Below are 25,803 nucleotides of genomic sequence, written 5' to 3' on the forward strand. Positions count from 1 at the left end.
ACGGAGATCAACCGCGCAACTTTTGCTTGACGGCCGGTAGAAGTGCCCCTAGGTTGTGGCCGTGGTCACCGACGACACCCTCACCGACGACGCCAGCACGCCGCTGCTGCAGATGCGCGGCATCGTCAAGCACTTCCCCGGCGCCAAGGCGCTCGACGGGGTCGACCTCGACGTCCGCGCCGGGGAGGTGCACTGCCTGCTGGGGCAGAACGGGGCCGGCAAGTCCACCCTGATCAAGATCCTGGCCGGCGCCCACCTGCCCGACCGCGGCGAGATCCGCTGGCGGGGCGAGCCGGTCACCCTCCCCACCCCGATGGCCGCCCTGGAGCTGGGCGTGGCCACCATGTACCAGGAGCTCGACGTCGTCGACGGCCTCAGCGTCGCCGAGAACATCTTCCTCGGCCACGAGCTGGCCGCCGGTGGCGTCCTGCGCCGCGCCGACGCCCACGAGCGCACCCGTGAGCTGCTCCGTCGCCTCGGCCACCCCGAGATCCCGGCCGGCCGCGACGTCGGCCGGCTCTCCGCCGCCGGCAAGCAGGTCGTCTCCCTGGCCCGGGCACTGTCGCGCGACGCGCGGATCATCGTCATGGACGAGCCCTCGGCCGTGCTCGACCCCGAGGAGGTCGCGAACCTCTTCCGGGTCGTGCGGTCGCTGTCCGCGCAGGGCGTCGCCGTCGTCTACATCTCCCACCGCCTCGAGGAGATCCGCCAGATCGGCGACCGGATCACGGTCCTGAAGGACGGCCGGACCGTCGCCTCCGGGCTCGCCGTCACCGACACCCCGACCGCTGACCTCATCAAGATGATGACCGGCCGCGAGGTCGCCACGAACTTCGGGGGAGCCGCCGGCGAGGTGCGAGCCGGGGAGCCGGCCCTCGAGGTCGAGGGGCTCGCCCTCGACGGGGTGTTCCGGGACGTCTCCTTCCGCGTCCGACCAGGGGAGATCGTCGGGCTCGCCGGGCTCGTCGGTGCCGGACGCTCGGAGATCCTGGAGACGGTCTACGGCGCCCGCCACGCCACCGCCGGCACCGTGAAGGTCAAGGGGAAGGCGCTGCGGCGGGGGTCGGTGCCCGCCGCCGTCGCCGCGGGGGTCGGTCTCGCCCCGGAGGAGCGCAAGAGCCAGGGCCTCCTCCTCGACGAGCCCGTCTACCGCAACATCACCCTGTCCACCTTCACCCGGTTCGCCCGCGGCGGGCTGCTCGACGAGCGCGCCGAGCGGGCCGCCGCCGAGGAGCAGATCGAGGCGCTGCGCCTGGCCCCGCCCGACCCGCGCCGCACCACCCGCACCCTCTCCGGCGGCAACCAGCAGAAGGCCCTGCTCGCCCGCTGGCTCGTCCACGGCTGCGACGTGCTGCTGCTGGACGAGCCCACCCGGGGCGTGGACGTCGGCGCCCGCGCCGAGATCTACACGCTCGTGCGCCGGCTCGCCGCCGCCGGGGCCGCCGTGGTCGTGGTCTCCAGCGAGATCGAGGAGGTGCTCGGCCTCGCCGACCACGTCCTCGTCATCGCCGACGGCATCGTCGTCCACGGCGGACCGGCGGACCGGATCGACGAGCACCGCGTGCTCGACCTCGTCATGGAAGGAACCCACGCATGACCGAGAACCCCTCGGCCGGCACCGTCCCGGCAGGCAGCGCGGAGAGCCTGCCGCCGAGCAACCGCGAGGTGAGCCCCGCCCCGGTGCGCCGGGCCCCGCGGTTCAAGCTCGGTGGGCTCGGCCACAACCTCGGCCTCATCATCGCCCTCCTCGCGCTGGTGGTCGTCGGCGTCATCACCTCCGGCGAGAGGTTCGTCGGCCTGAGCAACCTCTTCGTGATCCTCGAGCAGACCGCGGTCGTCGGCGTCATCAGCATCGGCGTCACGTTCGTCATCACCGCCGGCGGGATCGACCTGTCCGTCGGCTCCGTCCTCGGGCTGGCGACGGTGTGGGCGTCCACGGTGGCGACCCAGACCATGGCGGCGAACACTCACTGGGTCGTCATGGTCTTCACCGCGCTCGCCGTCGGCGCCGCCGCTGGGCTCATCAACGGCGTCATCGTCGCCTACGGCAAGGTCGTCTCGTTCATCGCCACCCTCGCGATGCTCGTCGCCGCCCGTGGACTGGCGGAGATCATCTCCGGCCGCCGCACCCAGATCGTCACCGTCGAGGGGTTCCGCGACTTCTTCCGCGGCGACGTGCTCGGCGTACCGGTCATCGGGTGGATCTTCGTCCTCGTCGCGGCCGGCGGCTGGTTCCTGCTCGCCCGCACCACCTTCGGGCGGCGCACGGTCGCCGTCGGCGGCAACCCCGAGGCCGCGCGGCTGGCCGGCATCCGGGTCCAGCGGCACACCATGTGGGTCTTCACCCTCGCCGGGCTGACCGCCGGCATCGGCGCCGCGATGATGCTCGGCCGCACGACCGCCGGCTCCTCCACCAACGGCTATCTCTACGAGCTCGACGCCATCGCCGCGGTCGTCGTCGGCGGCACCCTCCTCCTCGGCGGGCGCGGCACGATCGTCGGCACCGTCCTCGGCGTCCTCCTCTTCGCCGTCCTGACCAACCTCTTCATCCAGAACAACCTCTCCATCTCGGTCCAGGCGATCGCCAAGGGGGCGATCATCGTCGCCGCCGTGCTGCTCCAGCAGCGCTTCGCCGGCCGCGCCCGCGGCACCTGACCCCGCCGTCGGTCCGGCCGGGTCGGGCCGACGGCGGCCGCCACCGGGTCGGCGTCGGCACCAGCCCGCCGTCGCGTACCACCCGCCCCCGGGCGGGGCCAGCCCGCCGTCGGCCACCCACCACCTGTCCACCACCTCATCCCCGACCCAGCCCACCCCCGGCGCCCCCGGCGCCCCGATCCCAACGGAGAGCACCATGTCTGCACAGCTGCGCCGCTACGCCCTCCCGCCGCTAGCGGTGGCCGCCGCCGCGGCCCTCCTCGTCGGCTGCACCTCCAACACCCCGACCACCGACGAGGCCGAGGCCGACGAAGCCGCCGCGCCCGCGGCCGGCGGCAACGACGAGACCGGCGAGACGGTCACCATCGGCTTCTCCGCCCCGGCGGCCGACCACGGCTGGATGGGGGCGATCACCTCGGCCGCCGTCGCCGAGGCGGAGAAGTACGAGGACATCGACCTGCAGGTCGCGGAGGGGACCAACGACGTCAACGTCCAGATCTCCCAGGTCGAGACGTTCATCAACGACGGCGTGGACGCCATCGTCCTGCTGCCCTTCGACGGTGCCGCCCTCACCGAGGTGGCCACCGAGGCGATGGAGGCCGGCATCCCGGTGGTCAACGTCGACCGGGAGTTCTCCACCCCGGAGTCCGCCCGGGTGACCGTGCTCGGGGACAACTACGGCATGGGCCGCTCCGCTGGGGAGTACATCTGCGAGCGGATCGGGGACAACCCGGACGCGGTCATCGCCGAGATCGCCGGCATCGACAACCTGCCGCTGACCCAGGACCGCAGCCAAGGCTTCGCCGACGCCCTCGCCGGCTGCGGGCTGGAGGTGGCCAACCGGGTGGCCGGCGACTTCACCGTCCAGGGCGGGGAGTCCGCCACCGCCAACCTGCTCCAGGCCGCGGAGCACATCGACGCCCTGTGGAACCACGACGACGACCAGGGCGTCGGCGTGCTGGCCGCGATCGAGAACGCCGGCCGGGACGAGTTCTTCATGGTCGGCGGCGCCGGGTCGGCGAACATGATGCGGGAGATCCAGTCCGGCGGCTCCGTCATCGAGGCCACCGTCATCTACCCGGCCACCCAGGCCGCCGACGGCATCCGCCTGGCCCGGCTCCTCGCCCAGGACAAGGCGATGTCCGACCTGGTCGAGGTCGAGGTCCCGCGCCTGGTCCAGCTCTACGCCCCGGTGGTCACCGCGGACAACGTCGAGCAGTACCTGGACAACGCGTTCGAGTCCTGACCAGGCCGCGCCGACGACGGCGGCCGGGTCCCGCCGTCGTCGGCGGCCCGCAGCCACGGCGGCTACACGCACGACGGCGGGCCTGCCCCGACCCGACGGGGCCGGCCACGCACCGCCGTCGTCGTCGGCATCCCGCACCCACGACGGCGGCCACCCGCCCTGACGCCCGACGGCGGCCACCCGCCCCGACCGCCCCACGACCCGCCCCCACCGGGCGAGGAGGAGACAGAGCATGAGCCAGGCAACGGTCCCCCCGCTGGGGGTGGCGATGATCGGGTACGCCTTCATGGGCCGCGCCCACTCCCAGGGCTGGCGCACCGCCCCACGGGTCTTCCCGCTGCCCCGGGAGCCGCGGATGCAGGTGCTCGTGGGGCGGTCCCCGGAGCGGGCGGCCGCCGCGGCCGCCCAGCTCGGCTGGGCCGAGGTGGAGACGGACTGGCGACGGGTGCTCGAGCGGGACGACGTCGACGTCGTCGACATCTGCACCCCGGGCGACACCCACGCCGAGATCGCCACCGCCGCCCTCGCCGCCGGCAAGCACGTCCTGGTGGAGAAGCCGATGGCGAACACCCTCGCCGAGGCCGAGGCGATGACCGCGGCGGCGCAGGGGGCCGCCGCCCACGGGGTGACCGCGACGGTTGGCTTCACCTACCGCCGGGTCCCGGCGCTCACCCTCGCCCGGGACCTGGTCGCCGAGGGCCGGATCGGGGAGGTCCGGCAGGTGCGCTGCCAGTACCTGCAGGACTGGCTGGCCGACGACGCCGCGCCGCTGTCCTGGCGCACCGACCGGGCCCGGGCCGGGTCCGGCGCGCTGGGCGACATCGGCGCGCACGTCGTCGACCTCACCCACTTCGTCACCGGCCAGCGGCTGGCCGGGGTCTCCGGGATGCTGCAGACGGTGGTCCCGGAGCGGCCGGTGGCGGAGAGCTTCGCCGGGCTGAGCGGCGTCGCCGGCACCGAGCGGGGCCCGGTGACGGTCGACGACGTCGCCCTGTTCACCGGCCGGCTCGAGGGCGGCGCCCCGGCCATCTTCGAGGCGACCCGGCTGGCCTGGGGCCGGAAGAACGCCATGCGGATCGAGGTGAGCGGCTCCCACGGGGCGCTCGCGTTCGACCTCGAGGAGATGAACGTCCTGCACTTCCTCGACGCCCGGGAGCCGGCCCGGACGGGCGGCTTCCGGCGCATCCTCGTCACCGAGCCCGACCACCCGTACCTCTCCGCCTGGTGGCCGCCGGGCCACGGGCTGGGCTACGAGCACGCCTTCGTCCACCAGGCCCGGGACCTGGTGGTGGCGCTGGCCGCCGGGGAGCAGCCCACGCCGTCGTTCGCGGACGGCCTGGCCGTCCAGCGGGTGCTCGACGCGGTCGAGCGGTCGGCCGCCGACCGGTGCGTCTACACCGAGATCCCCGCCCACCGAACCGGTGCCGCCACGCCCGACCGCGCCGAGACGCGCGACCGCCGCACCGGTGCCGGGACCCCCGACGGCGCCGAGACGCCCGACCAGCGCAGCGGTGCCAAGACCCCCGACCGCGCCGAGGCCGCCGCCTCGGCGGCGACCCAAGGAGCGTGAACCATGGCTCGACCGATCACCCTGTTCACCGGCCAGTGGGCCGACCTGCCCTTCGAGGAGGTGGCGCGGCTGGCCGCGTCGTGGGGCTACGACGGCCTCGAGATCGCCTGCTGGGGGGACCACCTGGACCCCTGGCGCGCCGCCGAGGACGACGCCTACGTCCAGGACCGGCTCGACATCCTGGAGCGGCACGGCCTTAAGGTCTGGGCGATCTCCAACCACCTCACCGGCCAGGCTGTCTGCGACGACCCCATCGACGCCCGGCACCGCGACATGCTCCCGGACCGGGTCTGGGGCGACGGCGACCCCGAGGGGGTGCGCCGGCGCGCCGCCGAGGCGATGAAGGCCACCGCCCGCGCCGCCGCCCGGCTCGGGGTGAAGACCGTCGTCGCCTTCACCGGCTCGGCGATCTGGAAGTACGTGGCGATGTTCCCGCCGGTGTCCGCCGAGCTGGTCGAGGCCGGCTACCAGGACTTCGCCGACCGGTGGAACCCGATCCTGGACGTCTTCGACGAGGTCGGCGTGCGGTTCGCGCACGAGGTGCACCCGAGCGAGATCGCCTACGACTACTGGACCACCGTGCGGACGCTGGAGGCGATCGGGCACCGGGAGGCGTTCGGGCTGAACTGGGACCCGAGCCACTTCGTCTGGCAGGACCTGGACCCGGCGGGGTTCCTGTGGGACTTCCGGGACCGGATCTACCACGTGGACTGCAAGGACGCGAAGCGCCGGGTGGGCAACGGGCGCAACGGCCGGCTGGGGTCCCACCTGCCCTGGGCGGACCCGCGGCGGGGCTGGGACTTCGTCTCCACCGGGCACGGGGACGTGCCGTGGGAGGAGTGCTTCCGGATGCTCAACACCATCGGCTACGACGGGCCGATCTCGGTGGAGTGGGAGGACGCCGGGATGGACCGGCTGGTCGGCGCGGCCGAGGCGCGCGAGTTCGTCCAGCGGCTGGCGTTCGCCCCGCCGTCGGCCGCGTTCGACGCCGCCTTCGCGGTGCGGTGACGGGCTCACTGGTGCGGCCCGCCCGGGTCGGCAGGGGGTGACCCGGGCCGGGGAGCCGCGGGCGGCGTACGCGAACGACCAGGTCCTCGCCGGCCGGCTGGGCGGAGGGCCGATCCGCACGGTTCCGCGGGAGCGTTCCCATCTACGGTGAGCCCATGCCAGCACACGATGAGATCGCCCGGCTGTACGGACCGTGGCTCGCTCGGACGCCGGCTGACGCCGCCTACCTGTTCAACGGATACCGCGGGTCTTGGTGGGTCGCTGGCGGGTGGGCTGTCGAGGCGTTCACCGGCGTCCGCCGTAAGCACGGCGACCTGGATCTCAGCATCCCGCGCGGCGAGGTCGCCCTGCTGCAGGAACACGTGGCGGGGCGGTTGGACGTCTGGGCCGCGGAGAAGGGCACGCTTCGCCCTCTTGTCGAACCGGTCGACAAGGCTCTCCCGCCGGCCTGCGGCAACCTCTGGTTGCGCGCGAGCGGTGTAGATCCCTGGGAGTACGACGTCCTTCTCGTGGACGTCACGGCGTCGACCTGGATCTACGAGCGAGATGCCCGGATCAGCCGCCCGCTCGATGACATCCTCTGGGCTCGCGATGGCATCCGCTACCTGCGCCCCGAGGTGCAGCTGCTGCACAAGGCCCCCGGTCTGCGGCCGAAGGACCAAGGGGACTTCGAGGCCTGTCTGCCGTTGCTCGATGACGCTGCTCGCGGGTGGCTGGCACGCGCGCTGGAAGTGGCACACCCCGGACACCCGTGGCTCGACCGGATCTAGATCGGTCGGGTAGGACGAGACGCGACCCCTTGAGTCGCCGCGACGTTGATATTCGGAGCGCTCCAGTCAAGGATCGACCGGCGGCCCGACGGCGAGGGCCCGCACCGGTGCGGTGCGGGCCCTCGACGCATGGGGGCGTCAGGTGACGGCCCCGCCCCGGTGAGCGGCGCCGTCGACCGGGCGGTCAGTACGTGGTGCGGTCCTCGGCGTAGGAGGTGTCCGTCTCCGCCGAGCCCTCGTCGGTCGCGGAGTCGCTGCCCTCGATCTGCGCGGCCGGGGTGCCGCCGCCCTTGAGCGCGGCCAGCCGCGCCTCGATCTCGGCGTTGCGGCCGTAGTCCTCCAGCTCGGCGAACTGGTCCTCGATCGACCCCGCCTGGATCTCGGCGTGCCCGGCGACCCGGGCCTCCTCCCGGCGGACCTGGTCCTCGTACCGGGCGAGCTCGCTGGTGGGGTCCATGACGTTGATGGAGGAGATCGCGCCCTGCACGGTGGCCTGCGCCTCGGCGGTCTTGGCCCGCGCGACGAGCTGGTCCCGCCGGGACTTCAGCTCGTCGAGCTTCACCCGCATCTGCTGCAGCCCGGTCTTGAGCTTGTCGACCACCTCGTTCTGCGAGTTGATCATCGGCTCGGCGGCCTTGGCCTCGTTCTCGGCGGTGATCTGCTTGCCGATCGCGACCTTGGCGAGGTTGTCGAACCGGGCGGCCTCGCCGGCGTCCCCCGCACGGCGCAGGTCCTCGGCCTTGGCCGAGGCGGCCAGCGCCTTCTGCCCCCAGTCGCGGGCCTCGGCGAGGTCGGCCGCGTGGTCCTGCTCGGCCAGCCGCAGGTTGCCGATGGTGACGGCGACGGCGTCCTCGGCCTCGGCGATGGAGGACGTGTAGTCCCGCACCAACTGGTCCAGCATCTTCTGCGGGTCCTCGGCGCGGTCGAGGAGGGAGTTGATGTTGGCGCGGGTCAGCTGGGCGATGCGGCCCAGGATGCTCTGCTTCTCTGCCATGGTCTGCCCTTTCGGTGATGGGTCACGATTGTGGTCGACGACGCCGGTGGGCGCCCGTGGAGCCGTCAGGTCGGGGTCGGGGGTCGGGGTGGGCCGGGGGAGGGGTCGGGTCAGAAGCTGCCCCCACCGCCGTCGAACCCGCCGCCGCCGAAGCCGCCGCCCCCGCCACCGAAGCCGCCGCCGCCGAAGCTGCCGCCGCCACCGCCGAAGCCGCCCCCGCCGCCCCAGCCACCACCCCAGCCGCCCCCGTGCCCGCCGCCGCCGAGCAGGATGCCGCCGAGGATCAACGAGCCGACGTCGAGGCCGCCGGCGCGGCGCCCGCCGCCGAACCCGCCGCCCCACGGGTCGTCGAACTGGTCGGAGTCACGCTCGGCGAGCGCCTGGGCGGAGGCGGCCATCTGCTCGGCCTGGGCCGCCCGCTGCAGGGCCGCCACCGGGTCACGGCCGGCGAGCCGGTTCGCCTCGCTCGCCAGCCGGGCCGCCTCCGACAGCCGGGTGCGGGCCTCGGTGCCCACCGAGCCCCGCCGGGTGGTGATGAAGTCCTGCACGGCCTGGATCTGGGACGCCAGCCGGCCCAGCCGGTCGTCGAGCTGGGCGGCGGCCCGCTGCCGGTTCTCGTCCTCGGCGCGGACCGGTGCGAGGGCGGCGTCGATGGCGGCCTCGGCCTGGGTCAGGCGCTGCAGCGCGGCGAGCGGGTCCCCGCCCTCCCGCGCCTGCTGCCCGAGGGCGATCGCGGCCTCGGCGTCCTTCCGGCGGGCGAGCACGGCGGGGTCGTCTGGGGCGAGGCGGCGGGCGTCTTGGACGTCGGCGGTGATCGAGGCCAGCGCGGTGTCCAGGCGGGCGCCGGCGTCGGCCAGCGCGCGGCCCGCCCCCTGGACGTTCTTCAGGAGCGTGTCGGCCTGCTGCACGGCCTCCTCGGCGACCCGCGCGTAGGTCACCGCGCTGGCCCGGTCCCCGGCCTCGACCTTGGCGCGGCCCTCCGCGACGGCCTGCCGCGCCGAGCCCAGCAGGGCGGCGGCCTGGTCCGGGTTCTTCGCCACCGACGCCAGCGCCGCGGCGGGGTACTGGGTGGCCAGGCGGGCGAGCTCGGCGCGGGCGCCCTCGATGAGCCGGCCGACCTCCCCGGCGCGCTGCTCGAGCTCGCTGAGCGCCTCCGGCGCGCGGGCCTGCATGTCCCGCAGCCGGGTGAACTGCGTTGCCTGGTCCCGCAGCGTCTGCTCGATCTCCCCGGTCAGGCCCAGGATGTCGGCGTACATCTGCCGCTGCTGGGTCTCGGTCTCTGGCCTGTCGTCGTCGAGGAGCTGGCGGACGTGGAAGGCCTGCTGGAGCTTCTCCCGCGCCGTCCCCAGGGCCGCGGCGAAGGCGTCGGTGGCCTGCAGCCCGAACTGGGCCCGGGCGAAGCCGAACTCCTGGTCCGCCCCGCGGACGGCGTCGTCGGCCGCGATCAGGGCCGAGCCGGCACGCTTGGCGAGCTCCTCGGTGGGCAGGTTGAGGGGGTGGTCGGGGGGGAGCTGCTGGCGGCGCGGCGCGGCCTCCGCCTGGGGCTGGCGGCGCCGCCGGAGGAAGGCGAACAGGCCGATGCCGGCGATGACCAGCAGCCCGATGACCAGGACGGTGCCGAAGAAGCCGGCGCCGCTGCCGCCGTCGCCGTCGTCCCCGCCGCCTCCGCCGGTGGCGATCTCACTCACGCCGTCGGCCAGCGCGACCGCGGCGCCGGCCCAGTTGTCCGCGCCGAGCTCGGGCTCGACGTCCTGGTCAAGGACCTGCTCGAAGTCGGACTCGGCTATTGCGGAACTGCTGTGGCGGGCGCCGTAGTAGTCGCGGTCTTCGACGGCGACGGCGAGGAGGATGTTGTCCGGCCCCATGTTTGACATGGTCGCCGTCTCGACGGTCCACTCCTCCGGCGTCATCCCGTCGAAGGTGTCGACGAAGGTGACGACGAGCTCCTGCCCGGTGTCGGCCTCGAGCTCGTCGAAGGCCTGCTGGATCTCCGCCTCGTCCCCGGTGTCGAGCACCCCGGCGGAGTCGGTGACCTGCTCGCTCAGGGACTCCGGCGGCTCGGCGGCGGCCGGGACGGCGAGACCCGCGGGCAGGAGGACGAGGGCGGCGACCGCCAGGGCGCGGCATGCGGTGCGGGGTCTCACGTCGTGATCCTCGCGGCCAGGCGGGGTATGGCGCAACGAGTCGGGCAGGTGTTCGCCCAGGGAGGAGCCGCACGATGGGCCGGAACTGCAGCGGCACGAGTCCGTTCCGTGCTGGCGGCACCGGCCGGATCGGGCGAAGCGGCATGAGCCCGTTCTCGGCCGGTGGCACCCGTCTGCCCCGGTCGGTCTGCCCAGCTGGACGCATCGCCTGCGGACCACGGGGACGGCGGCGGCCCCCCGCCCGCCGCCGACCGACGTTCAGGCACGTCTCGGGGCTGACGAGTCCCACGGCTGTGGACGGACCGGCCGCCTCGCGCTGTCCACACCCGGCCGGCATCGCTGCGCCGCCGAGCGCCAGGCTGCGGAGAGTGGACGTCGAACAGGCCCTCCGCGAGGCGGGTGGCGTGCTGCGCAGGAGTGCGCTCCCGCGCACCAGGGGGCAGCACCGACAGCTCGCCGAGCTGCTGACCAGCGGTGCGGTCCGTGCGGTCGGCGGATGGGTAACCTCGGCGGATGCGTCGCCGGCGCTGGTGGCGGCCCGGTGCCTAAACGCCACCATCACCTGCGTCAGCGCCGCGGCGGTGCTCGGCCTGCCGGTCCTGCGCCCGGACGACCGGGTGCACGTGGCCGTGCCGAGGGACCGGGCACGAGTTGTGCCCGACCGCGGTCTCGGTGCCGTGGTCGTGCACCGAGAGTCGCTGTGGACGCCCGCGCACAAGTTGCTGCACCCGGTGGCACCGGTGCCGGAGGCCCTCGCCCGTGCCCTACGGTGCCTTCCGGCGGAAGAGGCGATCTGCCTGGTGGACGGGGCGCTGCACCGGCAGCTGGTGTCCCGGGAAGAGCTCGAGCGTGCCCTCCTCGGCCGTGGCGCCGGCCCGGCGCGACGCGCGCTGGGCAGGGCCGACGGGCGCAGCCGGTCCCTCGCCGAGACATGCGCCCGCCTGGTCCTGCAGGATGCCGGCTTCGACGTCATCCCGGGCGTGGTGATCTCCGGAGTCGGCGAGGTCGACCTCCGGATCGGGCACGTCGTGCTTGAGTGCGACGGCTTCGCCTACCACTCCGGACGCCGCGAGTTCCGTGAGGACCGGCGCCGGGACCGGGTCCTGACCGAGATGGGCTACGTGGTGCTGCGGTTCACCTGGGAGGACATCATGGGTGACCCATCGCTCCTCATCGAGAGCGTGCGCGCGGCCCTTGCCGTCCGCCGGGTCGTACCCAGCGCCTGACGACGGTGCCGCCGGCCGGCCGGCGCGGGGGCGTGCAAGAAGTAACACAAACTCAGCGTGAGCCGTCATCGCGACGCTGGAATTTCGCCGATCCGGTCCCGGCTCACCCCGAGATTGTGTTACTTCTCGCACACCGCGCCCGGGTGGCAGCGTCGGTGGCCCTCACTAGCGGCCGCCGGCGCGTGTCGGCGGCTCACGCCGCCGGCGCGCGCCAGCGGATCACGCCGTCGCCAGGTCCTCCGCGTCGATGATCCGGTACGCATAACCCTGCTCGGCGAGGAACCGCTGCCGGTGCGCGGCGAACTCCTGGTCCACGGTGTCCCGGGCGACCACCGCGTAGAAGTGCGCCGTCTTGCCGTCGGCCTTGGGCCGCATGAGCCGGCCCAGCCGCTGGGCCTCCTCCTGCCGGGACCCGAAGGAGCCGGAGACCTGCACGGCGACCGAGGCCTCGGGCAGGTCGATGGAGAAGTTGGCGACCTTGGACACCACCAGCACGGGCACCTCCCCGGCCCGGAAGGCCGCGAAGAGCCGCTGCCGCTGCGTCACGGACGTCTGCCCGGTGACGAGCGGGGCGTCGAGGGCGGCGGCCAGGTCCTCGAGCTGGTCGAGGTACTGCCCGATTACCAGGGTCTGCTCCCCGGGGTGCCGGGCGAGGATCTCGCGGACCACCCGGTCCTTGCCCTCCGCGGTGGCCGCGAGGCGGTAGCGCTCTTCCGGCTCCGCCGTGGCGTAGAGCATCCGGTCCCGGTCCGGCAGGGTCAGCCGCACCTCCACGCACTCGGCCGGGGCGATATAGCCCTGCGCCTCGATGTCCTTCCACGGGGCGTCGTACCGCTTCGGCCCGATGAGGGAGAAGACCTCGTCCTCCCGGCCGTCCTCGCGCACGAGCGTGGCCGTCAGCCCGAGCCGGCGGCGGGCCTGCAGGTCCGCCGTCATCCGGAAGATGGGCGCGGGCAGCAGGTGGACCTCGTCGTAGACGACGAGCCCCCAGTCGTGCGCGTCGAGCAGCTCCAGGTGCGGGTAGACGCCCTTCCGCCGGGTGGTGAGCACCTGGTAGGTGGCGATGGTGACCGGGCGGACCTCCTTGCGGGCGCCGGAGTACTCCCCGATCTCGTCCTCGGTCAGCGACGTGCGCCGGAGGAGCTCCTCGCGCCACTGCCGCGCGGAGACGGTGTTGGTGACGAGGATGAGCGTCGTCGTGGAGGACTGGGCCATCGCCGCGGCGCCGACCAGCGTCTTGCCGGCCCCGCAGGGCAGGACGACGACGCCCGAGCCGCCGTGCCAGAAGCTCTCCGCCGCCTCGCGCTGGTAGGGCCGCAGCTGCCAGCCGTCCTCCGCGAGCGCGATCGGGTGCGCCTCGCCGTCGACGTAGCCGGCGAGGTCCTCCGCCGGCCAGCCGAGCTTGACCAGGACCTGCTTGAGGTGGCCGCGCTCGGAGGGGTGGACCAGGACGTCCTCCTCGTCGACGCGCGCGCCGAGCAGCCCCTTCACCCGCTTCGAGCGCAGCACCTCCTCCAGCACCGGCCGGTCCAGGGCGTGCAGGACGAGGCCGTGCACGGGGTGCTTGAGGATCTGCAGCCGGCCGTAGCGGTCCATCGTCTCGGCGACGTCGACGAGCAGCCCGTGCGGGACCGGGTACCGGGAGAAGTCGAGCAGGGCCGCCACGACCTGCTCGGCGTCGTGCCCGGCGGCGCGGGCGTTCCACAGGCCGAGGGGGGTGATGCGGTAGGTGTGCACGTGCTCGGGGGCGCGCTCGAGCTCGGCGAAGGGGGCGATGGCGCGGCGGGCGGCCCCGGCGCGCTCGTGGCCGACCTCGAGGAGGAGGGACTTGTCGGACTGGACGATCAGGGGGCCGTCGGGCATCCGACCATTGTCGCGCGCGGCGGGCGCCGGCGGGGGAGAGGTCTCTCACGGCGCGCCGAGGGCGGGTGGACGACCCGACGGTTCGCCCGGGGCACCGGACTGCCGGCGCCGCACCCGTGGTGCCGGGACGGCCCGCGCCACGCCTTGGTCCCGGCGGCCAGGTCCGACGCCCGATGACCCTCGGTGCGGCTCATCACGCACGCCGCGGTCCACGCTCATCCGGCGGCTACTCCGCGCCGTCGCCCCAGTGCTCCCGCAGGTTCCTCGCGCGAGCCTCGTCGGCCGCCCGCTGCCGCGCCGCGCGGCGGCTCGCCCGGGTGTCCCGCACCCGCACCCGCAGGTCGCGGTCGGCGGGGATGCCGGCCTTGAGCTGGCGCACCCGCTCGACCTCGTGGTCGACCTCGGCGCCGAACAGCAGCGCCATGTTGATGATCCACAGCCAGATGAAGAACACCACGACGCCGGCCAGGGCGACTCCGTAGTTGATCTCGAACCGGCCGGCGGTGGTGACGTAGAGCCGGAGGCCGAACGAGGCGACGGCGGCCACCAGCAGGGCCAGGACTGCGCCGGGGGAGACCGGCCGGAACCGTGGCGGCTCGATGTTGGGGCTGGCGTAGTAGAGCACCGCGACGACGGTGACGGCGGCCAGCAGCAGCATCGGCCACCGCACCGCCTCCCAGACGTGCACGACGGTGGTGCCGAGGCCGAGCACCTCCCCGAGGGCCCGGGCGACCGGCCCGGACACGACGAGGAGGAGGACGACCAGGATTGCGAAGGCCAGCAGGACCACCGTGGTGAGCAGGTGCGTGGCCTGCAGCTTCCACATCGGCCGGCCCTCGCTGATGCCGTAGATCATGTTGATCGCCCGGCCCAGCGCGCCGACGTAGCCGGCGGACATCCACACCGCGGTGACCAGCCCGACCAGCAGCGCGACGCCGGCGGCGGGCTGGCGCAGCACGGCGAGGACCGGCTGGCTGACCGTCTCCAGTGCCTCCTCGTCCGGGCTGAGGATGGCGAGGATCTCCAGCACCGCCGCGGTGCCGGACCGGCCCTCGCCGAGGAGCGCGAGCACCGAGGTCAGGGCGATGGCCAGGGGCGGGACGGACAGCACGGCGAAGAACGTCATCCCCGCCGCCCGGTCCCAGCACTCGTGCGCGAGGAACTGCCGCGCCGCCTTGGCGACGACGTGGCGGCGGTAGGGCTGGCGGCGCACCGGCCGGACCTGCTGCTGCGTCATCGTCCCTCCCGCTGGGCCTACCGAAGCACGCAGCCGGGGTGGCTGCGCGCGGAACGGACGCACGTTGTGGCCGAGGGCGACGGCGACGTCCCGGCACCGGGCCGGGACGCCCGGGGCTCACCCGGCGGGGTCGCCGTCGAGCGCCGCCCGCAGGCGCCGGGCGTAGTCGGCGGCCTCGGCGTCGTCGGCGTACTTGGTACGTGGCCAGAAGAAGCCGCGGAGCCCGTCTCCCTTGGTGCGCGGGACGAGGTGGACGTGCAGGTGCGGCACGCTCTGGCTCACCACGTTGTTCACCGCCACGAACGAGCCCTGGGCGCCGAGGCCGGTGACGAGCGCGGCCGCGATCCGCTGGGCCACGGCCATCAGCGGGGCGAGGGCGTCGGGCGGCAGGTCGGGCAGCGTCGGGACGTGCGCGCGGGGCACCAGCAGCGTGTGGCCCTTGAAGACGGGCCGGGTGTCCAGGAAGGCCAGGGTGCCGGCGTCGGCGTGGATCACGTGGGCGCCGGCGTCCCCGGCGACGATCCGGCAGAACACGCAGCTCGGCTCCCTCGCCGCCGCGGCCGATGGCCGGCTCACCCCAGCGCGCCCGGGTCGTCCGGCACGTCGACGGCGTGCCGGCGCAGCACCTCCAGCGGCACCACCTCCAGCGCACGTTCGTGGGTGCAGGCGAGCACCACCGGTGCCGCCACGCCCACCGCCGCGGACTGGAGCCACCGCGCGGCCACGACGCACCACCGGTCACCCGGGCGCAGGCCGGGGAACTGCCACTGCGGCTGCGCGGCGAGGAGGTTGTTGCCCAGGAGCCGCTGGTGCACCAGGAAGTCGGAGGTCATCACCGCGCAGATGCTGTGGTTGCCCCGGTCCTCCGGGCCGGCACGGCACCGGCCGGTCCGGTAGTAGCCGGTGACCGGGTCGGTGCCGCACTTGCCGAGCTCCCCGCCCAGCACGTTGCGCTCCATGCGGTCGATCATGGCAGCGCCGGCGCGGGTACGGCAGTCCGGTCAGGGCCCGGCGAGCGCTCACCGGCCCGGGCTGGGCCGGCCGAGCCCTCGCCTCGGTCGGACCGCTCGAGCGGGGCTGGTCTGCCGAGTCAGCTGCTCAGTCCGGACCACTCGCGAGCCAGCTGTTCAGGTGGACCACTCGACGGGCACCCCGAACAGCTCCTGCTTCCGCTGCGTCGTGGGCCAGCCCGGGTCCCACGGCCACTGCCCGGCGTGGTTCGTCCACACCACCTGCAGGCCAGGGACCAGGCGGGCGCCGCCAGAGCCGTACATCTCCTGGGCATAGGCCATCAGTCGCGGCTCGAGCACCTGGACCAGCATCGAGCGGTGCGGGCTGAACGAGGCGATGATGTCGCCCGCCGCGAAGCGGTGCCCCTCGCGCACGTGCGCGGCGAGCTCGTTGAGCATGACCGCCGCATCCTTCCCCTCGAATCCGCTTATGACAAGCTCGGGGTGGTCGTGGAAGCGGGTCAGCCCGATCGTGTAGGCGAACGGCGGGTGACCGTCGCCGGCCTCCACGCCGAGGATCACCCACCCGTGCTTGGCGATCGTGTCGAGGTGGTACTGGTGGATCTCCTCATCGCTCCAACCATCACAGGTGAGGCACATGGCGGTCTCCTTCGTTCCGTCGTCGGCAGGGACGCTCGCGACGCTAGGAACGGGCACCGACGCCGGCCGATGCCGGCCGGCAGGGCCTGTGGAGGAGCCGGCACCGGCCGGGAGCCGGTGGACCGGTCGGCGGCGCGCGAGCCGGTGGACTGTCGGCGGCGGAGAGGAGGTGGACGTCCGGGCGCAGGTGGGGGAGGGGCGTCTCCGGCGCTGCCGACGACCGGTCGGGAGGGGCGGCTCCGCACCGCCGGCGACCGGCCGAGAGAGGGCTCGCGGGAAACCTCTTGCGCTGACGCTGGTCCTGTGGTTCATTACTCCAGTAATGAACCACAGAGCCATCGCGGTGTCCGCCCAGGCACCCACCACCCCCACGAGACGAGCCCATGTTCGACGGACCTGAGCCGATCTACCTGCAGATCGCGCAGATGATCCGCGCGCAGGTGCTCGCCGGCGAGCTCGCCGAGGAGGAGCAGGTCATGTCCACCACCCAGTTCGCCACCACCTTCCGGATCAACCCGGCGACGGCGGCCAAGGCCTTCGCCCAGCTCGTCGACGAGGGACTGCTGTACAAGCGCCGCGGCCTGGGCATGTTCGTCGCCCCGGGCGCCCGCGAGAAGCTCCTCACCGAGCACCGCCGCCGCTACTTCGACGAGGTCCTCGCCCCGGCCCTCGTCCAGGCCGACATCCTCGGCATCCCCACCGCGGACGTCGTCGCCTACGTCAACGGCCGTTCCAGCCCCGCCCCCGACCACCCCGAACCGAAGGGCCCGTGACCATGCCACCGCCCCTCTCCCCGCCGCCGTTCGGCGCCCGGCTCGAGGACGTCGTCGTCCGTTTCGGCCGGCGCCGGGACGTCGACGTCGCCGCGGGCACCACCGACCGGACCGACTCCTCGACCGCCCTCGCCGGCGCCACCGTCACGATCCGCCCCGGCGTCATCACCGGCATTCTCGGCCGCAACGGCGCCGGCAAGACCACCCTGCTGTCCCTGCTCGCCGGCTTCACCCGGCCGACCAGCGGCACGGTCGCCGTCGGCCCGGACGGGGAGATGGAGCGGCCGTGGGAGAACCCGTGGGTCACCTCCGGCACCCTGCTGGTGCGGGAGAGCGGCGACGTCGTCGACGACGAGAAGGTCTCCTGGGCGCTGAAGTATTACGCCGCGATGCGGCCCGGCTGGGACGCCGACCTGGCCGCGCGGCTGCTCGACCGCTTCGAGGTGGACACCCGCAAGAAGCCCAAGGCGCTCTCACGGGGCAAGCGCTCCGCCGTCGGCGCCACGATCGGGCTGGCGTCCCGGGCGCCGCTGACGATCTTCGACGAGGTCTACCTCGGCATGGACGCGCCCACCCGCTACGCGTTCTACGAGGAGCTGCTCGCCGACTACGCCGAGCACCCCCGCACGATCCTGCTGTCCAGCCACCTGGTCGAGGAGGTGGAGCGCCTCTTCGAGGACGTCGTGGTCATCGACCGCGGCCGCGTGCTGCTGGCCGAGCCGGCCGACGAGATGCGCGCCCGCGGCGTCGCGCTGACCGGCCCGGCGTCGGCCGTGGAGCGGCTGAGCGCCGGGCGCGAGGTGCTGCACCGCCAGCAGCTCGGCGGCACCGTGCAGGTCACCCTCGCCGGGTCGCTGCCGGGCGACGTCGCCGCGGCCGCGCACGCCGCCGGCGTCACCGTCGGCGCGGTGCCCCTGCAGGACCTGTTCGTGCGCCTCACCGACCACGCCGCCCCGGGGCCGTCTGGTGCGCCGGCGGCCGCCACCGCACCGAAGGGAGCGCAGCGATGAGCACCCCATCCGCAGCCGACCACGTCGCCGAGCGTGCCACTGTCGTCCGCGACGCCGACCGCCGCGCCTTCCGCCGGGCGTGGAACTACCTGGCCGGCGGGCAGGTCATCTTCGCCGCCGGCTTCTGGGTCGTGTTCGCCCTGGTCATGGTGGTCGTTCCGCTCATCGTGCACGCCAGCGGCGGCGTCATGGGCGGCGGCGTGCTGACCGGCGCCAGCTACAGCGCCCGCTGGTTCGCCTTCTCCCTGGGCATCGTGACCACGTCGGCGCTCGTCACCATGCACCTCGCGGCGGGTGGCACCCGCCGCTCCTTCTTCCGGGCCGCGATCGCCGCCGCCGCCGTCGCCGGCCTCACGTACGCGGTGCTGTACGGCCTCGCGGCGGTCGGCGAGCAGGCTCTGTTCGGCGCGCTCGGCTGGGACTGGTCGGGCCGCCCGGGGCTGGCTGGTGGCGCCGCGGACGCTGTGGCCGAGGCCGCGGCCGAGGGGCTTTCCTGCGTGGTGTACTCCGTGGTCGGCGCCGCGATCGCCATGGGGTACCAGAGCTACGGCGGCCGGCTCGGCACGGTCCTGATCCTCCCGGGCCTGGTGCTCCTCGCCCTCGTCGAGATCGCCACCCGCACCGGCCCGGCCGGTGACGTGCTCGGCGAGCGGCTCCCGTTCGACGGCTCCACCGGTGTCGTCATCGGGCTCCTCGGCGCGCTGGTCGCGTGCCTCCTCGCGGCCGGCTGGCTGCGCGTGCACCTGCTGCGGGTGCAGCTCCGGCCCCCGTCCTGATCGCGCTGGTCAGCGCCACAGCACTACATCAGTTCCAGTTCCGTCACTGGCCTAGCGCCAGCACTGCCTCAGCTCCGTCACTGGCCCAGTCATACCGCTGGCCCAGCACCTGGCCCTGCTCGATCACCTGGCCCTGCTTGACCTGGCCCGGCTCGATGACCCAGGCCCAGCTCGATGACCTGACCCCAGCTCGATGACCTGGCTACGGCTCGATCACCAGGCCCGGCTCGATCACCTGGACCAGCTCCAGCACCGTCCCAACCCCACTCACCGGGAGATGACCATGAGCACCACACCCGTCGTGGAGGTCGCGCACCTCCGCAAGACCTACGGCGAGAAGGTGGCGGTGGACGACGTGTCGTTCGCCGTCCGGCCGGGGGAGATCTTCGGCATCCTTGGCCCCAACGGGGCCGGCAAGACCACGACCGTCGAGTGCCTCGCCGGGCTGCGCCACGCCGACGGTGGCGCCACCCGCGTGCTCGGCGTCGACACCCAGGCCGACCCGGGCGCCGTCCGCGGCCTGCTCGGCGTCCAGCTCCAGGAGTCGGCCCTGCACGACAAGATCACCGTCGGCGAGGCGGTGCGGCTCTTCGCCTCGTTCTACCCGGCCCCGGCCGACGTCGAGGACCTGCTCGACCTGCTGGACCTCGCGCGGCACCAGGGCGTGCAGTACGCCAAGCTCTCCGGCGGCCAGAAGCAGCGCCTGTCGATCGCGCTGGCCCTCGTCGGCAGCCCGCGCGTGGCGATCCTCGACGAGCTGACCACCGGCCTCGACCCGCAGGCCCGCCGCAGCACCTGGGAGCTGGTCGAGCGCGTCCGCGCCACCGGCGTGACCATCCTGCTGGTCACGCACTTCATGGAGGAGGCCGAGCGGCTGTGCGACCGGCTGGTCGTGATCGACCACGGCCGCGTGGTGGCCGCCGGGACACCAGCCGAGCTCATCGACAGCCTCGACGACTCTCGCACCGTCGAGCTGCGGCTGCCGGAGGCCGATGCCGCCCGCGGCCGCGCAGTGCTCGCGCGCCTGGCGGCATCGCACCCGGACGTCCACGCGGTCGACGACGCCGGCCCCGGCGCCGTCGCCGTCACCGGCACCCGCCGGGTGCTGTTCGCCGTCGTCCCCGCCCTCGCCGAGGCCGACGTGCTGCCCGACGACGTGCGCACCGTCACCCGCACGCTCGAGGACGTCTTCGTGGCCGTTACCGGCCGCACCTACGACGCGGACGCGGCGCACACCGGCGCCCGGGCAGCCGCCGACGGCGGTGCTCCCGCCGACGGCGCGGCTCCCGACGGCGGTGTTCCCGTCACTGCCAGCGGAGCTCCCGCCCTCGACGGCGCCGACCGCCGTCGTGGCCTCACGCCCACATCGCACCGAGGAGACCTGCCATGACCACCACCGCCCAGGGACCCGCCGCGGTCCCCCGCTCCCGCACCGGCGCCGGCTGGCGCGGCGCCAACCGCCTGCTCGGCACCGAGACCGCCGTCTGGCTGCGCGACGCCGGCACCGTCTTCTTCGGCGTCGTCTTCCCCTCCGTCGTGCTCCTCGGGGTCGGCTTCGCCATCCCGGGGATGCGCGACCCGATCACCGACGCGCCCCCGCCATGGGACGGGCTGACCCCCATCGCGACCTACCTGCCGATCGTGCTCGCCACCGCCATCGGCACCTCCGCGCTGACGGTCATGCCCGTCACCCTGGCGACCTTCCGCGAGAAGGGCGTGCTGCGCCGGCTCGCCACCACCCCGATGCGGCCGCAGGGCCTCATCGCCTCGCACCTCGTCATCAACCTCGGCGCCACTCTGGTCTCCTCGGTGGTGGCCCTGGCCGTGGGCATGCTGGTGTTCGACGCCGTCGCGCCCGGGCGGGCGGCCGTGGTGCTGCTGGCGTTCGTCCTCGCCGTCGCCGCGATGTTCGCGCTCGGCACGCTGGTCGCCGCGCGTGCGGCGCGGGGCACGACCGCGTCGGCGATCGGGATGACGATCTACTTCCCGTCGCTGCTGTTCGCCGGGCTGTGGACGCCCGGGCCCGTGATGATCGACTTCATCCGCGAGATCGGCCAGTTCACGCCGCTCGGCGCGGCCTCGCAGGCGATGACCGAGGGCTGGTTCGGCGACGGGTTCCCCGCCCTGCAGATGGTCGTCATGGTCGCCTGGACCGCGGTGCTGCTGCCCCTGGGCGTGAAGCTGTTCCGCTGGTCGTGACCGGCCGCCGGGAGGCGGCGGCACTTCTCACGCGCTGCCGACGGCGCCCGTGCCCTGCCGGGGTGCGGGCGCCTCGGCGCGCGTCCGGGCCTACAGGCCAGCAGCACCGCGGGCAGATCTGTTCAGCGCTCGTGAGGATGGACCATCGGTGCGCCGCGCAGGAGGGCTGGTAGTGCAGGGGGCGTTACTGTAACTGCGCCAGTTCTCGCCCCGCAGGACCGCTTCGTAGTCTCGTCCCCCGTAGTAGACGCCGAGGACGACAACGGCGTCGTCGTGCACGACGAACGCGACGACTGCCCGACGCCGGAACCCGATCGTGCGCAGGCCGGGTCGAATGTCGTCCCGCGCGATGCCGCGCAGAGGGAAGGTGGCCAAGTCCTCACGAGCGCGACGATCGCATCGACCAGGTTCTCGGCAGCCACGGGTGAGCCTGCTGCGACGACGTAGTCGCAGAGCTCGTCCAGTTGCGCGAGTGTGTCGTGCCGGAGGACCACCCGGCGCTGCGCCGGGTTCACTCCTTGCGCCGGGCCGCCAGGTGAGTACGCACTTCGGCCGCCTCGATCACATCTTCCGGGTTGGCCTGCATCGCGTCATAGGCCGCTGCGACCTCACCGTGCAGCCACGCCTCGACAGCCTGATCCCGGGCGATCAGTACGCGCAGCCCATCGCGCACAACTTCGCTCTCGCTCGCGTACTGGCCCGACTGCACCTTCTCGCGTACTGCGTCGGCCATCTCCGTAGGCAGGGTGATGCTCATTTGACGTGTGGTTCGCACCTCGACCTCCCAGCTTTGAGTAGGATTCAATCCTACTCCTGGTGCTCTGGGGGAGTCACGGCCGTGCTTCGGATGACTGCCGAGGCAGGTACATCGCGCTGCACGCGGTCAGCGCGTAGGTCGGCCGGCCCGCGAGTTCGAGCCCACTCGACTCAGCCGGCGCCGACGGCGTGGATGCGGTGCACCGCGACGGTGATCTCCGCGTCCCGGTCCAGGTCCCGCAGCCGCACCCGGCCGCCGTCGACGTGGACTGGCTGCACCCGGCGCCGCTCCCGCTGCCCGGTGGCGCCGACGAGCACCACCTCCACCGGCCGGCCCGCCGCGGCCGCCTCCCGCAGCGCCACCAGGGCGTGGACCGGGTCGGTGGCGGCGGGCCCGCCCCCGGCCCGGGCGCTATCCCGCCGGGCCGCTGCCTCCGCCGCCCGCATACGCCGCACCGTCGTGGCCAGCTCCGCCGGCGAGGGCCGGTGCTGGTAGGTCGACGGCGGCGCGCCGGGGTAGGCCGGGGCGCCCGGGACGGGTCCGCGGCCGCACCGGCCGGCGCCCTGCCCGCCAAGACCCTGCCCGGCAACCCCACGCCCGCGCCCGAGCGCGCGCTCCCCGCCGTCACCCCGGTCCGGCCCGATCCCGCGCTCCCGCCCACCGGCACCCCCGGCCCACCCGTCGCCGAGCCCGCGCAGGACCACCACCCCGTCCGGGCCCTCGAGCACAGGGGCGAGCCCGGCGGCCCGCAGCCCGTGGAGGACCTCTCCGGGCGGGGCGGCGGCGACGAGCACGGTCGGGGCGATCGGCCGCAGCCCCAGCCCGGCCAGCTCCGGGAGGTCGGGCAGGCCGGCCAGGGCGGCGGCGTCGTCGGCCCGCAGGTAGGCACCGGCCGTCCCCACCCGCACCTGCCCGTGCCGGCGGGCGGTGTCCCGGACCAGGTACTCCAGCGGCTGGGGCAGCGGTGTGGAGGAGTAGCGGGCGAGGGCGCCCAGGAGCTCCTCCGGCCCCAGGCCGGCGTCGAGCGCCTCTCGGACGGACGCCGTCGTGAACCGGACGGTGAGCGCCGCGCCGCGGGACTCCACCTGCGCGGACAGGGCCAGCAGGTCCGCCAGCACCGGGTCCGGCCGGCCCGGGACGACGGCGGTGAGGTCGCCCTGGACCACCAGCTCGGCCACCGGCGTGGGCAGCGCCGCCGCCAGCGCCGCGGCCACCGCGTCCGGGCCGGCGCCGGCCACCAGCGCCCGGCCGGCCGCGGTCAGCGCTCCGGCCCCGGTGACCCCGAGCACCTCGGCCTCGGCGAGCACGGCGGCCACCGTGGCCTCCGGGGCGGTGGCCCGGGGCCGCTGCCAGGCGAGCAGGGCGTGCACGGCGGCCGGGTCGGGGGCGGTGCCGGCCGGCAGGTCGGCGAGGGCGGCGAGCACCCGGCGTCGGAGCTCGCCCGCCCAGCCGCGCTCCAGGGTCGGCTCCAGCGCGGCGCGCAGCGTGCCCTGGTCCGAGCGGGACCCGATGAGCCAGGGGGTGCGCACCGAGCCCAGCCACGCCTCGGCGACCTGCGCCCAGCGCTCCGGCAGCGGGTCTGCGCGGAAGTCCGCGGCGGCGCGGCTCGCGGTCCAGGCGGCCGGCTCGGCCTCGTGCGCCAGCAGCCCGGCCATGGCGGCCAGCTCGGCCAGCAGCCCGGCGCGCTCCTCCGGCACCTCCAGCGCGGCGGCGGTGCGCCGTATCTCCCGCACGCCGACCCCGCCGGCGCGGAGCATGGTCGCCGGCGTGGCGTGCCAGGTCTCCACCAGCACGCCGAGGAGCCGGTCGACCTCCTCGGCGGCCCGGGCGCCCTCGGCCTCGACGACGGCGGCGGGCCGGGTGGGCAGCGCGTCCGCCGGCGGCGGGGCGGGCGGCTCGCGGTGGGTGCGCCCGCCCCGGGCGGCGAGCGCCACCTCGCGGGGCAGGACCACCTGCGTGGGGGAGAGCCGGCGGAGCAGCCCGTGGTCGAGGAGCCACCGGACGCCGCCGGGAAGCGGGTCGGCGTGGCCGACCGGCGGGCCCCAGGTCAGGGCGTCCAGCGTGCCGGTGGCCGCCGCCGGCGCCCCGGCCAGCGCCGCGTGCAGCGCGGCCTCGGTGGTCGGGGCGGGCACGTCCGCGGGGCCGAGCCGCGCCTCGAGGTCGGCGAGGGTGGGCCCCAGGCCCGCCGGGTACGGGCCGAGCGCCTCGGCCATCGCCGGCAGCGGCTCGCCGCCGACCACCAGGGCCAGCCCGGCCAGCCGGTCCAGCTCCGGGCCGCCGGCCAGGCCGGTCGCCCGGGCCAGGGCCGCCGGCGTCGGCGGCTGAACCGGGGCGAGGGCGACCAGGGCCTCGGCGACGGCGAGCTCGACGGCGGTCAGCCCGGCGAGGGCCCGCTCGACGCTGCCGCGGGAGGCGGCCCGGGCGGCCAGGGCGGTGAGCGAGGACGCCGGGGGCGTGGCCAGGTCCGGCCGCACGGCCAGCAGGTGCGCCAGCGCCTCGTCGGTGCGCCCGGCCAGCTCGTCGGCCAGGCGCTCGGTGGTACCCATCCGCACCACACTACGGCGGGCCGGGTCACGGCCCGGGCCTGGTCGTGGCCGGCTGGGGCCGCTGTCCGTGCAGGCTGGCGCTGGCTGGTCAGTCTCCTGGTCCTGCCCGTGCGTACCGCTGGCTACGGCCAGCCGTGCGTATCGTTGTCGACGGCCAGGCAGGCGCGGCTGTCCACGGCCGAGGTGGGCCGCGGCCGGTCGATCAGCCGGGAGGTGTGAGCGATGGACCGAGTGGTTCCGATCGACGAGGCGCGCGCCCACCTGGGCGCGCTGCTCGACGAGGCTCGCGAGCACGAGGTGCACATCCGCAGGGACGGCCGTCCCGCCGTCGTGCTGCTGTCCATGGAGGCCTACGAGCGGCTGCTGGGCCGGCTCGAGGACGCCGAGGACGCCCTCGCGGTGCTGACCGCGGCGGGGGACACCGTGCCGTTCGAGCGGCCGACGTCGGCCGCGCCGGGGTCGTGAGGGACGGGCAGGACTCCGTCTCTGGGCAGGGGCGGTCCGCGCGCCTGACCGGCCCAGCGCCGGGGAAAAGTCCCACGAGCGCCCTGGGCCCACCGGTACCCTGGTAGCAGACAGCGGCGCCGGCTTCCGCCGGCGCCTTCGCACGCGAGAACACGAGGGTTGCACCGTGCCAACGGGCAAGGTCAAGTGGTACGACGCCGACAAGGGGTTCGGCTTCATCACCGCCGACGACGGCGAGGAGGTGTTCCTGCACGCCTCGGCCGTGCCGACCGGCGCGGTCCTGCGGCCCGGGACGCGGCTCGACTTCGGCGTCGCCGAGGGCCGCCGCGGCCGGCAGGCCCTGTCCGTCTCCGTCCTGGAGGCGCCGCCGTCGGTGGCCAAGGCCCACCGCCGGCCGGCCGAGGACATGGTGCCGATCGTCGAGGACCTCATCAAGGAGCTCGACAAGATCTCCAACACCCTGCACCGCGGCCGGTACCCCGACAACGCCAAGCGGCTCGCCCAGCTCCTGCGCGTGGTGGCCGACCAGTTCGACGCCTGACCCCGGCACCGCCCGCTCGGTCAGGCGATGTGCGAGGACCCCTCCGCCCCGCGGCGCAGCCCGCTCGCCGAGCCCGGCCGGTCCTGCGCGGAGCCCGGGGCGTCCCGGCGCAGCCGTTCGCCGGACCCCTGCAGGTCCACCGGCCGGCGGCCCACCCCCAGCCCGGTGACGTACCCCGCCATGAAGGAGTTGAGCACGGCGAACTGGTCGTCGGTGAACGGCTCGCCGTCGTGCCGGTCCACCACGAGCCCCGCCGGGGTGACGCGCACGGTCACCCCCACGCCGAACCGCTCGTCCAGGTACGCGCTCAGGGCCGGCTCGAGCCCGTCGCGGGCCTGCTCGAGCGTGACGGGGCGTGCCTGGCGCATGGTGCTCCAAAGTCCCAGATCGGTCGGTCAGGTCCCTGCCGGGCA

At 74.5% G+C, this 25,803-nt stretch carries 24 protein-coding genes; 14 read left to right on the top strand and 10 right to left on the bottom strand.

Going from position 1 to position 25,803, the window contains the following annotated elements:
* The first annotated feature begins 112 nt into the window (after positions 1-112).
* From MF406_RS03345 to MF406_RS03370, 6 genes are all read left to right on the top strand, one after another.
* Positions 113-1,597 carry a sugar ABC transporter ATP-binding protein gene (locus MF406_RS03345; protein ID WP_242897671.1) on the top strand — a complete coding sequence of 495 codons (1,485 nt, stop codon included), beginning with the start codon at positions 113-115 and terminating at the stop codon, positions 1,595-1,597.
* A complete protein-coding gene (locus MF406_RS03350) occupies positions 1,594-2,655 on the top strand; it encodes an ABC transporter permease (RefSeq protein ID WP_242896594.1) in 1,062 nt (353 codons plus the stop codon). Before MF406_RS03345 ends, MF406_RS03350 begins: the two co-directional genes overlap by 4 nt.
* A 196-nt stretch (positions 2,656-2,851) precedes the next feature.
* Complete coding sequence (locus MF406_RS03355) at positions 2,852-3,901, top strand: substrate-binding domain-containing protein (RefSeq protein WP_242896595.1); 1,050 nt, start codon at positions 2,852-2,854, stop codon at positions 3,899-3,901.
* 232 nt (positions 3,902-4,133) lie between these two features.
* Positions 4,134-5,471 (top strand): Gfo/Idh/MocA family protein, encoded by a 1,338-nt coding sequence (locus tag MF406_RS03360; RefSeq protein ID WP_242896596.1) that lies wholly within the window; start codon positions 4,134-4,136, stop codon positions 5,469-5,471.
* 3 nt (positions 5,472-5,474) lie between these two features.
* Entirely contained in the window at positions 5,475-6,479 is a 1,005-nt protein-coding gene (locus MF406_RS03365) for a sugar phosphate isomerase/epimerase (RefSeq protein WP_242896597.1), read from the top strand.
* Positions 6,480-6,634: 155 nt separating this feature from the next.
* Entirely contained in the window at positions 6,635-7,249 is a 615-nt protein-coding gene (locus MF406_RS03370) for a hypothetical protein (protein WP_242896598.1), read from the top strand.
* Between the two features lie 184 nt (positions 7,250-7,433).
* Here MF406_RS03370 and MF406_RS03375 read toward each other — a convergent pair whose 3' ends face one another.
* Together MF406_RS03375 and MF406_RS18840 are read right to left on the bottom strand one after the other, a co-directional pair.
* Positions 7,434-8,243, bottom strand: a complete 810-nt coding sequence (locus tag MF406_RS03375; protein ID WP_242896599.1) for a PspA/IM30 family protein — start codon at positions 8,241-8,243, stop codon at positions 7,434-7,436.
* Positions 8,244-8,353: 110 nt separating this feature from the next.
* Positions 8,354-10,387, bottom strand: a complete 2,034-nt coding sequence (locus MF406_RS18840; protein WP_305852983.1) for a TPM domain-containing protein — start codon at positions 10,385-10,387, stop codon at positions 8,354-8,356.
* Between the two features lie 368 nt (positions 10,388-10,755).
* Here MF406_RS18840 and MF406_RS03385 point away from each other — a divergent pair, with 368 nt between their 5' ends.
* On the top strand, positions 10,756-11,613 hold the full coding sequence (locus MF406_RS03385; RefSeq protein WP_242896600.1) for a DUF559 domain-containing protein: 858 nt from the start codon (positions 10,756-10,758) through the stop codon (positions 11,611-11,613).
* A gap of 219 nt (positions 11,614-11,832) precedes the next feature.
* Here MF406_RS03385 and MF406_RS03390 read toward each other — a convergent pair whose 3' ends face one another.
* From MF406_RS03390 to MF406_RS03410, 5 genes are all read right to left on the bottom strand, one after another.
* Complete coding sequence (locus tag MF406_RS03390) at positions 11,833-13,476, bottom strand: DNA repair helicase XPB (protein ID WP_242896601.1); 1,644 nt, start codon at positions 13,474-13,476, stop codon at positions 11,833-11,835.
* Positions 13,477-13,702: 226 nt separating this feature from the next.
* Positions 13,703-14,713: a YihY/virulence factor BrkB family protein gene (locus tag MF406_RS03395; RefSeq protein WP_242896602.1), complete on the bottom strand. Its 1,011-nt coding sequence runs from the start codon at positions 14,711-14,713 to the stop codon at positions 13,703-13,705.
* A 117-nt stretch (positions 14,714-14,830) separates the two neighbouring features.
* Positions 14,831-15,289: an HIT family protein gene (locus MF406_RS03400; RefSeq protein ID WP_256463932.1), complete on the bottom strand. Its 459-nt coding sequence runs from the start codon at positions 15,287-15,289 to the stop codon at positions 14,831-14,833.
* A complete protein-coding gene (locus MF406_RS03405; RefSeq protein WP_242896604.1) occupies positions 15,286-15,684 on the bottom strand; it encodes a DUF2237 family protein in 399 nt (132 codons plus the stop codon). The genes MF406_RS03400 and MF406_RS03405 overlap by 4 nt, the downstream gene beginning before the upstream one ends.
* 156 nt (positions 15,685-15,840) lie before the next feature.
* Positions 15,841-16,323 carry a DUF4262 domain-containing protein gene (locus tag MF406_RS03410; protein ID WP_242896605.1) on the bottom strand — a complete coding sequence of 161 codons (483 nt, stop codon included), beginning with the start codon at positions 16,321-16,323 and terminating at the stop codon, positions 15,841-15,843.
* 383 nt (positions 16,324-16,706) lie between these two features.
* Between MF406_RS03410 and MF406_RS03415 the strand changes: the two genes are divergently transcribed.
* The 5 genes from MF406_RS03415 to MF406_RS03435 all read left to right on the top strand — a co-directional run bounded on the left by MF406_RS03415 (position 16,707) and on the right by MF406_RS03435 (position 21,081).
* Positions 16,707-17,096, top strand: coding sequence for a GntR family transcriptional regulator (locus MF406_RS03415; RefSeq protein ID WP_242896606.1), 390 nt, complete (start codon positions 16,707-16,709; stop codon positions 17,094-17,096).
* 2 nt (positions 17,097-17,098) lie between these two features.
* Entirely contained in the window at positions 17,099-18,106 is a 1,008-nt protein-coding gene (locus MF406_RS03420; protein WP_242896607.1) for an ATP-binding cassette domain-containing protein, read from the top strand.
* The gene (locus tag MF406_RS03425; RefSeq protein ID WP_242896608.1) at positions 18,103-18,882 is read left to right on the top strand and encodes a hypothetical protein; all 780 of its coding nucleotides are present in this window, start codon (positions 18,103-18,105) and stop codon (positions 18,880-18,882) included. The genes MF406_RS03420 and MF406_RS03425 overlap by 4 nt, the downstream gene beginning before the upstream one ends.
* 283 nt (positions 18,883-19,165) lie before the next feature.
* Positions 19,166-20,272 carry an ABC transporter ATP-binding protein gene (locus MF406_RS03430; protein ID WP_242896609.1) on the top strand — a complete coding sequence of 369 codons (1,107 nt, stop codon included), beginning with the start codon at positions 19,166-19,168 and terminating at the stop codon, positions 20,270-20,272.
* Positions 20,269-21,081: an ABC transporter permease gene (locus tag MF406_RS03435; RefSeq protein WP_242896610.1), complete on the top strand. Its 813-nt coding sequence runs from the start codon at positions 20,269-20,271 to the stop codon at positions 21,079-21,081. Before MF406_RS03430 ends, MF406_RS03435 begins: the two co-directional genes overlap by 4 nt.
* Positions 21,082-21,592: 511 nt before the next feature.
* On the opposite strand, the gene MF406_RS03440 is transcribed toward MF406_RS03435, so the two are convergent.
* Positions 21,593-21,838, bottom strand: a complete 246-nt coding sequence (locus tag MF406_RS03440; protein ID WP_242896611.1) for a type II toxin-antitoxin system ParD family antitoxin — start codon at positions 21,836-21,838, stop codon at positions 21,593-21,595.
* Positions 21,839-22,008: 170 nt separating this feature from the next.
* Complete coding sequence (locus tag MF406_RS03445) at positions 22,009-24,384, bottom strand: helicase-associated domain-containing protein (RefSeq protein ID WP_242896612.1); 2,376 nt, start codon at positions 24,382-24,384, stop codon at positions 22,009-22,011.
* A 222-nt stretch (positions 24,385-24,606) separates the two neighbouring features.
* Between MF406_RS03445 and MF406_RS03450 the strand changes: the two genes are divergently transcribed.
* Together MF406_RS03450 and MF406_RS03455 are read left to right on the top strand one after the other, a co-directional pair.
* Positions 24,607-24,849: a type II toxin-antitoxin system Phd/YefM family antitoxin gene (locus MF406_RS03450; protein WP_242896613.1), complete on the top strand. Its 243-nt coding sequence runs from the start codon at positions 24,607-24,609 to the stop codon at positions 24,847-24,849.
* Between the two features lie 166 nt (positions 24,850-25,015).
* Positions 25,016-25,390, top strand: coding sequence for a cold-shock protein (locus MF406_RS03455; protein WP_242896614.1), 375 nt, complete (start codon positions 25,016-25,018; stop codon positions 25,388-25,390).
* 20 nt (positions 25,391-25,410) lie between these two features.
* Here the strand turns inward: MF406_RS03455 and MF406_RS03460 are convergent, their stop codons facing one another.
* Positions 25,411-25,758, bottom strand: coding sequence for a hypothetical protein (locus MF406_RS03460; protein ID WP_242896615.1), 348 nt, complete (start codon positions 25,756-25,758; stop codon positions 25,411-25,413).
* Positions 25,759-25,803 lie beyond the last annotated feature (45 nt).

The organism is Georgenia sp. TF02-10 (assembly GCF_022759505.1).
In the GTDB taxonomy this organism is placed as follows: Bacteria; Actinomycetota; Actinomycetes; order Actinomycetales; family Actinomycetaceae; genus TF02-10.

Coding starts and splice junctions, on each gene's coding strand:
- MF406_RS03390 (WP_242896601.1), bottom strand. CDS start 13,476: ATGCCCGACGGCCCCCTGATCGTCCAGTCCGACAAGTCCCTCCTCCTC.
- MF406_RS03430 (WP_242896609.1), top strand. CDS start 19,166: ATGAGCACCACACCCGTCGTGGAGGTCGCGCACCTCCGCAAGACCTAC.
- MF406_RS03445 (WP_242896612.1), bottom strand. CDS start 24,384: ATGGGTACCACCGAGCGCCTGGCCGACGAGCTGGCCGGGCGCACCGAC.
- MF406_RS03370 (WP_242896598.1), top strand. CDS start 6,635: ATGCCAGCACACGATGAGATCGCCCGGCTGTACGGACCGTGGCTCGCT.
- MF406_RS03395 (WP_242896602.1), bottom strand. CDS start 14,713: ATGACGCAGCAGCAGGTCCGGCCGGTGCGCCGCCAGCCCTACCGCCGC.
- MF406_RS03415 (WP_242896606.1), top strand. CDS start 16,707: ATGTTCGACGGACCTGAGCCGATCTACCTGCAGATCGCGCAGATGATC.
- MF406_RS03460 (WP_242896615.1), bottom strand. CDS start 25,758: ATGCGCCAGGCACGCCCCGTCACGCTCGAGCAGGCCCGCGACGGGCTC.
- MF406_RS03350 (WP_242896594.1), top strand. CDS start 1,594: ATGACCGAGAACCCCTCGGCCGGCACCGTCCCGGCAGGCAGCGCGGAG.
- MF406_RS03410 (WP_242896605.1), bottom strand. CDS start 16,323: ATGTGCCTCACCTGTGATGGTTGGAGCGATGAGGAGATCCACCAGTAC.
- MF406_RS03360 (WP_242896596.1), top strand. CDS start 4,134: ATGAGCCAGGCAACGGTCCCCCCGCTGGGGGTGGCGATGATCGGGTAC.
- MF406_RS03450 (WP_242896613.1), top strand. CDS start 24,607: ATGGACCGAGTGGTTCCGATCGACGAGGCGCGCGCCCACCTGGGCGCG.
- MF406_RS03435 (WP_242896610.1), top strand. CDS start 20,269: ATGACCACCACCGCCCAGGGACCCGCCGCGGTCCCCCGCTCCCGCACC.
- MF406_RS03365 (WP_242896597.1), top strand. CDS start 5,475: ATGGCTCGACCGATCACCCTGTTCACCGGCCAGTGGGCCGACCTGCCC.
- MF406_RS03440 (WP_242896611.1), bottom strand. CDS start 21,838: ATGAGCATCACCCTGCCTACGGAGATGGCCGACGCAGTACGCGAGAAG.
- MF406_RS03355 (WP_242896595.1), top strand. CDS start 2,852: ATGTCTGCACAGCTGCGCCGCTACGCCCTCCCGCCGCTAGCGGTGGCC.
- MF406_RS03375 (WP_242896599.1), bottom strand. CDS start 8,243: ATGGCAGAGAAGCAGAGCATCCTGGGCCGCATCGCCCAGCTGACCCGC.
- MF406_RS03420 (WP_242896607.1), top strand. CDS start 17,099: ATGCCACCGCCCCTCTCCCCGCCGCCGTTCGGCGCCCGGCTCGAGGAC.
- MF406_RS03425 (WP_242896608.1), top strand. CDS start 18,103: ATGAGCACCCCATCCGCAGCCGACCACGTCGCCGAGCGTGCCACTGTC.
- MF406_RS03405 (WP_242896604.1), bottom strand. CDS start 15,684: ATGATCGACCGCATGGAGCGCAACGTGCTGGGCGGGGAGCTCGGCAAG.
- MF406_RS03345 (WP_242897671.1), top strand. CDS start 113: ATGCGCGGCATCGTCAAGCACTTCCCCGGCGCCAAGGCGCTCGACGGG.